The 6,749-nt window shown below is 62.2% G+C and carries 7 protein-coding genes and 4 tRNA genes; all 11 read right to left on the minus strand.

The genetic code is table 11. The annotated features are described in order from the left end of the window. Nucleotides 1-126, minus strand: a 126-nt coding sequence (locus M6689_RS13765; protein ID WP_298272857.1) for a GTP-binding protein, incomplete at its 3' end; no start/stop codon positions are given. A 65-nt stretch (nucleotides 127-191) separates the two neighbouring features. Beyond that, nucleotides 192-267: transfer RNA gene (locus M6689_RS13770), tRNA-Thr, on the minus strand. Between the two features lie 12 nt (nucleotides 268-279). Then, nucleotides 280-356 (minus strand) — tRNA-Gly (locus M6689_RS13775). 111 nt (nucleotides 357-467) lie between these two features. Continuing rightward, nucleotides 468-553: transfer RNA gene (locus tag M6689_RS13780), tRNA-Tyr, on the minus strand. Between the two features lie 20 nt (nucleotides 554-573). Beyond that, nucleotides 574-649: transfer RNA gene (locus tag M6689_RS13785), tRNA-Thr, on the minus strand. A 122-nt stretch (nucleotides 650-771) separates the two neighbouring features. Continuing rightward, a complete protein-coding gene (locus M6689_RS13790) occupies nucleotides 772-2,583 on the minus strand; it encodes a YgiQ family radical SAM protein (protein ID WP_298272843.1) in 1,812 nt (603 codons plus the stop codon). 7 nt (nucleotides 2,584-2,590) lie between these two features. Beyond that, complete coding sequence (gene argC / locus M6689_RS13795) at nucleotides 2,591-3,631, minus strand: N-acetyl-gamma-glutamyl-phosphate reductase (protein ID WP_298272845.1); 1,041 nt, start codon at nucleotides 3,629-3,631, stop codon at nucleotides 2,591-2,593. 116 nt (nucleotides 3,632-3,747) lie between these two features. Continuing rightward, complete coding sequence (gene rpsI, locus M6689_RS13800) at nucleotides 3,748-4,140, minus strand: 30S ribosomal protein S9 (protein ID WP_298272847.1); 393 nt, start codon at nucleotides 4,138-4,140, stop codon at nucleotides 3,748-3,750. A 32-nt stretch (nucleotides 4,141-4,172) separates the two neighbouring features. Further along, nucleotides 4,173-4,604 (minus strand): 50S ribosomal protein L13, encoded by a 432-nt coding sequence (gene rplM / locus M6689_RS13805; RefSeq protein ID WP_298272849.1) that lies wholly within the window; start codon nucleotides 4,602-4,604, stop codon nucleotides 4,173-4,175. A gap of 107 nt (nucleotides 4,605-4,711) precedes the next feature. Continuing rightward, entirely contained in the window at nucleotides 4,712-5,446 is a 735-nt protein-coding gene (gene truA / locus M6689_RS13810; RefSeq protein ID WP_298272852.1) for a tRNA pseudouridine(38-40) synthase TruA, read from the minus strand. 82 nt (nucleotides 5,447-5,528) lie between these two features. Next, nucleotides 5,529-6,629 (minus strand): aspartate-semialdehyde dehydrogenase, encoded by a 1,101-nt coding sequence (gene asd / locus M6689_RS13815; protein WP_298272854.1) that lies wholly within the window; start codon nucleotides 6,627-6,629, stop codon nucleotides 5,529-5,531. Between the last annotated feature and the right edge of the window lie 120 nt (nucleotides 6,630-6,749).

A 6,749-nucleotide genomic window follows, 5' to 3' on the forward strand; every position in this document is an offset into this window, starting at 1 on the left:
GGCCTGACCGCGCTCTGCCAGAACCTTGGTGATGGCCGCGGTCAGCGTGGTCTTGCCGTGGTCTACGTGACCAATCGTCCCTATGTTGACGTGCGGTTTCTTCCTCTCGAATTTTGCCTTTGCCATGTAGGATTTCCTCCCGGACAATCATTTTCGAGAATTGCTTCTCGTCTGCTGTGTAACGGAAAAAATGGAGCCCACAACCGGACTCGAACCGGTGACCTCTTCCTTACCAAGGAAGTGCTCTACCTCCTGAGCTATGTGGGCTTAACGAATGTTTGGAGCGGGAAACGGGACTCGAACCCGCGACCCTCAGCTTGGAAGGCTGATGCTCTAGCCAACTGAGCTACTCCCGCCAAAACACGTAGAAGCATTGCGAAGCCTCGCGAACCCGCCGCGCCCAGTCCAATCGACCGTTAGCGTCTCCTGGACATCGGCAATGCGCGCGAAACCCCTGAAGGTTTTTATGGTGGAGGGAGGAGGATTCGAACCTCCGAAGTCGTTCGACGACAGATTTACAGTCTGTTCCCTTTGGCCGCTCGGGAATCCCTCCAATTGAAGAGGCCTTTGCTATGGAGCTGGCGACAGGACTTGAACCCGCAACCTGCTGATTACAAGTCAGCTGCTCTACCAATTGAGCTACGCCAGCGCGGAAAAGTTTAATACCTGCTTTTTCCGGTCCGGTCAAGCTTTTTTCGCAAAGCGAAGAAATTTATATAATACACGATGTGGCTATTGTCAAGCTTTTTGCCCACTACAAGCTTCCGCTCATCATTTTCCGCGCCTCAACCGTCGTCGAGTATCGGTGCGAGCAGGGGACTCATATCTCTCGTCCGACAGCAACAGCCGGGCAACATCCTCTTTGCCGCAGCTCCGCAACGCCTCAAGGAGATGGCGCCACTCGTTCGGCTGATGCCAGAGAAGGAGCGCCTTTTGCAGCAGCTTCTCCCGGTCGCTTCTGGCGACATGAACCTTCCGCCCCGTCGCCGGATCAATCCCCGAGTAATACATGCAAGTAGACAGGCTTCCGGGAGTGGGTGTGAAATCCTGTACTTGCTCTACCCGCAAACCATGTTTTTTGAGAAAAAGTGCCAACTCCACCATATCTTCTAGCGTACAGCCGGGATGCCCGGAGATGAGATACGGAACCACAAACTGCCGTTTGCCGAGACGCGCGCTCTCGCGCAGGAAGAGCGAAAGAAAGCGCTCGAACAGTTCAGCACCCGGTTTGTGCATAAGGTTGGTGACGCGCCCAACCACATGCTCCGGCGCCACCTTGAGCCGCCCCCCTACGTGGTGGGCAAGCAACTGTTCGAGGTACCGTGGCTGGCGCTCCAACAGATCGTATCGAACACCGGAGGAGACCGCCGCATGCGTGACACCCCGGATACCCCTCACGCGCCTGAGCAGAGCGGCGGCACGCCTGTCCGACGTCACGAGGTGCCGGCAGGGACGGGGATACAGACAGCTTTCTTTCCGACAACTGGCTCCGGCGTCGGTATGTCCGCAGCCCAAGCCGTACATGTTTGCGGTCGCCCCCCCTACGTCGGAGACGCTCCCCCTGAACCATGGCATCCGTACCATCCGCTCAATTTCGCCCGCAATGGACGACTCGCTGCGTGACTGAATGAACTTCCCCTGATGGTGGGTAATGGCGCAGAACGAACATCCCCCGAAGCACCCCCGGTGGGTGGTCACCGATGCCTTGATCTGCTCGTAGGCAGGGATCGTCTCCTTGTACGATGGATGGGGAGCACGGGCGAAAGGAAGCGCATAGAGCGCATCCATCTCGGCCTCCGAAAGTGGCAGCGCCGGCGGGTTGCAGACCACGTAGCGCTCTCCGTGACGCTGGGCAACCGCCCGCGCGCAGAACGGGTTGGTTTCGTCCGCGGCAAGCCGGAAGGCCTCGGCATAACGCAGCCGGTCCGCCGCCACCGCCTCGAAGGAAGGAAGTACGACGGCATCGGCCCCGGCCTCCCGTGCCATCAGGGCAGTGCCGCGGATATCCGTCAGGGCCGAAAAGGGCTCGCCGCTACGCAGCCGCTGTGCAACTTCGAGGAGGGGTCGCTCCCCCATGCCGAACACGAGGAGGTCGGCCTTGGCATCGACCAGCAGGGAGCGCCGGACCTTGTCTTCCCAATAGTCGTAGTGGGCATGACGCCTCAGCGACGCCTCAATGCCGCCGATCACCACCGGCACATCACGGAAGCACTCCTTCAGCCGGGACGTGTAGACGATGGTGGCCCGGTTCGGGCGCGCGCCATGACGGTTTCCCGGTGTGTAGGCGTCGTCGTGGCGGAGCTTTCGGGCCGGGGTGTAGTGGGCAACCATTGAGTCCATGGCGCCGGCGGAAACGGCAAAGAAGAGCCGCGGCCGGCCGAGCGCCAGGAACAGCTCCCGGGATCGCCAGTCCGGCTGCGCGATGATCCCGACCCGGAAACCGTGGAACTCGAGCCAGCGGGCCAGAAGCGGCACCCCGAACGCAGGGTGATCGATGTAGGCGTCCCCCGTGACAAAGATCACATCGAGCTCGCGCCAGCCCCGGGCGGCCGCTTCTTCTTTTGTGAGGGGGAGAAACGCCATGGTCACCTTACGGAAAGAACGGCAGCCCTTCGAGCCCCAGCCCCTCGGGGAACCCGCACATGATGTTCATGTTCTGCACGGCCTGCCCGGCGGCCCCCTTCACCAGGTTGTCGATGGCCGACACGACGATGACCCGCCCCGTCCGCCCGTCGACCGCGACGCCGAGATCACAGAAGTTCGCCCCCCGCACGTGGGCGGTGGAAGGATAACTCCCGGACGGGAGCATGCGGACAAACTGCTCCCCCCCGTAATAGTCGGCAAAGAGGGCGGCAAGCTCTGCCCCGCTCTTTGCGGTCGTCAGCCTGGCATACACGGTGGAGAGGATCCCCCGATCCATCGGCACGAGATGGGGGGTAAAGGAGATCGTCACCTTGGCGCCGGCGAGAAGCGACAGCTCCTGCTCGATCTCGGGGGTGTGACGGTGGACGCCCCCCACGCCGTAGGCCTTGAACCCCTCGTTCACTTCGCAGTACAGATTGTCTACCTTGGCCCCGCGTCCGGCCCCGGAAACGCCCGACTTGGAGTCGGCAATGATCGTAGCGGGGTCGATGAGCCCGTTGCGGAGCAGCGGCTGGAGCGCCAGGATGACGCTGGTCGGGTAACAGCCGGGATTTCCCACGAGCCGCGCCCCGACGATCCTGTCGCGCCGCACCTCGGGAAGCCCGTAGACCGCCTCGGAAAGAAGCTCGGGATTCATGTGGGGTTCGTACCACTCCTCATATACCGCGGCATCGTGAAAGCGGTAATCGGCAGACAGATCCACGATCCGCTTCCCGAGCCTCAGAAACGTCGGAACCACCTCCATGGCCGCCTTGTGCGGGAGCGCCGTAAAGATGAAATCAGCTTTATCGGCTACCCGGACCGGCTCCAGATTTTCGAGGATCTGGCCGTAACGCTTCCGCAAGGTCGGGAAAACGTCGGCGACCGGCTTCCCTGCGCTCTGTTCGGAGGTGATGCAGGTGACGGCAACCTCCGGATGGGAGTGAAGGAGCCTCAATAGCTCCACACCCGTGTAGCCACTCGCGCCCACCACGGCAACTTTCAGCATGCGACAAATCCTCCCTGCCCGGTATTTTCAGCACCGCGGCCGACCTGGGCCACGAACGCAGAAGGGGAAACCCGGAACGGATTTCCCCCTGCAATAACAGAACAACGGACAACCAATTAACGCTTGGAGAACTGGAAGCTCCGGCGGGCAGCCGCTTTGCCGTACTTCTTGCGCTCCTTGATGCGGGAATCGCGGGTGATGAACCCGGCCTTCTTGAGCGTGCCGCGCAGGGCGCCGTCAGCCCCGAGAAGGGCCTTGGTAATGCCGTGCTTGATGGCGCCGGCCTGACCGGAATCGCCGCCGCCGCGGACGTTCACGTAGATGTCGAACTCGCCGACCTTCTCGACCAGCTCCAGCGGCTGCTTGACGATCATCTTGGAGGTCTCGCGCCCGAAATACTGGTCGATGGTCTTGTTGTTAATGACGATCTTCCAGGTCCCCGGCCGCAGCCAGACCCTGGCAACCGACGACTTCCTCTTACCCGTTCCGTAATAGCTGATACCTGCCATTCGTTATCTCCTGATCGTTGTTCGTGATCCGATTAGATGTCGAGAACCTTGGGCTGCTGAGCCCCGTGCGGATGCTCGCCGCCGGCATAGACCTTGAGTTTCTTGAGCATGTGACGGGCAAGCTTGTTCTTGGGAAGCATCCCCTTGACCGCCTTGCGGATGACCTCCTCGGGCTTCTTCTCGAGGAGCTTGCCGGCCGCGATCTCCTTGAGCCCGCCGGGGAACCCGGAGTGGCTGTAGTAGATCTTGTCGGTCATCTTGTTGCCGGTCAGGGCGATCTTCTCAGCGTTGACGACAATGACGAAATCACCGGTGTCGACGCTCGGGGTATAGGTCGGCTTCTTCTTCCCGCGGAGGATGTTGGCGATCTCGGTGGCCACGCGACCGAGGACCTTGCTATCGGCATCAACCAGGAACCACTCCCTGGTCACTTCTTCCTTCTTTGCAACCTTCGTCGTTTTCATCGAACCCTCGCACGCTGGATGGAATAAATAGTGAACGCTCTTCTCAGCGAAGGACGGATGGTACTATGCGTGAACCTCGCTGTCAAGAAAAAATTTGCCACCAAGAATCAGTAGTAAACCTCATGGAGACAGAGACCGTGAGGGGGTGCGGTAGGTCCCGCCGGCGTGCTCCCGGGGCGGGAGAGGAGGAGCGCGACGTCGCGGGGGGTCCGCCGTCCCCGCCCCACCTCCACCAGGGTCCCCGCCATCATCCGCACCATGTTGCGTAGAAACCCGGAGCCACGGACATCGATGCGGAGAAAATCCCCCTCCTCGACAATATCGACGGCATCGATGCGGCGCACCGTGGTTTTCGCCGCACACCCCGCGGTCCGGAAAGAAGCGAAATCGTGCTCGCCGACCATCAGTTCTGCCGCCTCCCGCATCAGAGCCAGATCCAGAGGAGTGCGAACATGCCACGCCCACAGGCGGGCAAGGGGCGAGCGGCGCTCCCCGCGGTAGATGCTGTAGCGGTAGTGCTTGCCCCGGGCGTCGAAGCGGGGATGGAATTCCAGCGGCACCTCCTCGGCGGAGGAGACGGCAATGTCCGGGGGAAGGAGGGCATTGAGACCTTCGGAGAAGGCCCGGAGCGGCACCGCGGTGTCGGTCTTGAACGCCGCCACCATCCCGCGGGCATGGACGCCGGCATCAGTGCGCCCCGAAGAATGGAGACGCACCGGCACCTTGAGCATGGTCGCCAGCGCCCTTTCCATCGTCTCCTGGATGGAGACCCCGTTGGGCTGCAGCTGCCAGCCGGCATAGCCGGTTCCGTCGTATTCGACTACAAGCTTGATCTGTCGCATGAAGAGCGGTGTCCGACAAAAAAGAAGACCCCCGGAAAACTCCGGGGGCTCGGATATCCTGCACGTTCGGCAATCGTCGCCCTTACTTCTCCGCCAGGATGCGAAGCATGCGGCGCAGGGGCTCGGCGGCCCCCCACAGGAGCTGATCGCCGCAGGTGAAGGCCTGGAGGTACTGGGGCCCCATCTTCATCTTGCGAAGCCGGCCGACGGGAACCGTCAGGAGCCCGGAGACGGCGGCGGGGGTAAGCTCCGCCAGGGTCTCGACCTTGGTGTTGGGGACGAACTTGACCCACTGGTTGTCGTTCTTGATCAGTTCCTCGATGTCGGAGAGCGGCACGTCCCTGTTCAGCTTGATGGTGAGGGCCTGGCTGTGGCAGCGCATGGCACCGACCCGCACGCAGATGCCGTCCACCGGGATCGGCGTCGTGGTGCCGAGGATCTTGTTGGTCTCGGCGAACCCCTTCCACTCCTCGCGGCTCTGGCCGTCCTCCACCTCCCGGTCGATCCAGGGGAGGACGTTGCCGGCCAGGGGAGCACCGAACTCCTTCTTCGGGAGGGCGGCGCCGCGGAGCTCCTCCGTAACCTTCCGATCGATCTCCAGGATGGCGGAGCCGGGGTTCTTCAGAAGCTCGGCCACGGAGCCGTGGAGAACCCCCATCTGGGAGAGGAGCTCCCGCATGTTGGGGGCGCCGGCGCCGGAGGCGGCCTGGTAGGTCATGGAGGAGAGCCACTCCACGAGCCCGGCCCGGAAGAGCCCCCCCAGGGCCATCAGCATGAGGCTCACGGTGCAGTTGCCGCCGATGAAGTCCTTCTGTCCCTTGGCCAGGGCCGCGTCGATGACGTTGCGGTTCACCGGATCGAGGATGATGACGGCGTCCGGCTCCATCCGGAGGGTGGAGGCGGCGTCGATCCAGTACCCCTGCCATCCCTGCTTGCGGAGCTCCGGATGGACGCTCTTCGTGTAGTCCCCCCCCTGGCAGGTGATGATCACGTCGAGTTTCTTCAGCTCGGCGATGTCTGCGGCGTCCTTCAGGGTCCCGGCGTTCATGGGGGCGGGCTGCCCCGCCTGGGAGGTGGAGAAGAAGACCGGCTCGATCCCGATGGCAAAATCCCCCTCCTCCACCATCCGCTGGAGGAGAACCGAACCGACCATGCCGCGCCAACCGACGATTCCGACTTTCATAGAAGGAGTTCCTTTCCTGGAGTCAAATAGCTACAGGGCCGCGATGATCGCGTCGCCCATCTCTTTGGTGTTCACCAGCTTCTCGCCCGGCTTCTGTTGGAAGATGTCGCGGGTCCGGAA

Source organism: Geobacter sp. (assembly GCF_027327745.1).
Taxonomy (GTDB): Bacteria; Desulfobacterota; Desulfuromonadia; order Geobacterales; family Geobacteraceae; genus Geobacter.

Bases quoted from the DNA above. Each gene is read 5' to 3' on its own strand.
- M6689_RS13790 (WP_298272843.1), bottom strand. From the start codon at position 2,583: ATGGCGTTTCTCCCCCTCACAAAAGAAGAAGCGGCCGCCCGGGGCTGG.
- argC (WP_298272845.1), bottom strand. From the start codon at position 3,631: ATGCTGAAAGTTGCCGTGGTGGGCGCGAGTGGCTACACGGGTGTGGAG.
- rpsI (WP_298272847.1), bottom strand. From the start codon at position 4,140: ATGGCAGGTATCAGCTATTACGGAACGGGTAAGAGGAAGTCGTCGGTT.
- rplM (WP_298272849.1), bottom strand. From the start codon at position 4,604: ATGAAAACGACGAAGGTTGCAAAGAAGGAAGAAGTGACCAGGGAGTGG.
- truA (WP_298272852.1), bottom strand. From the start codon at position 5,446: ATGCGACAGATCAAGCTTGTAGTCGAATACGACGGAACCGGCTATGCC.
- asd (WP_298272854.1), bottom strand. From the start codon at position 6,629: ATGAAAGTCGGAATCGTCGGTTGGCGCGGCATGGTCGGTTCGGTTCTC.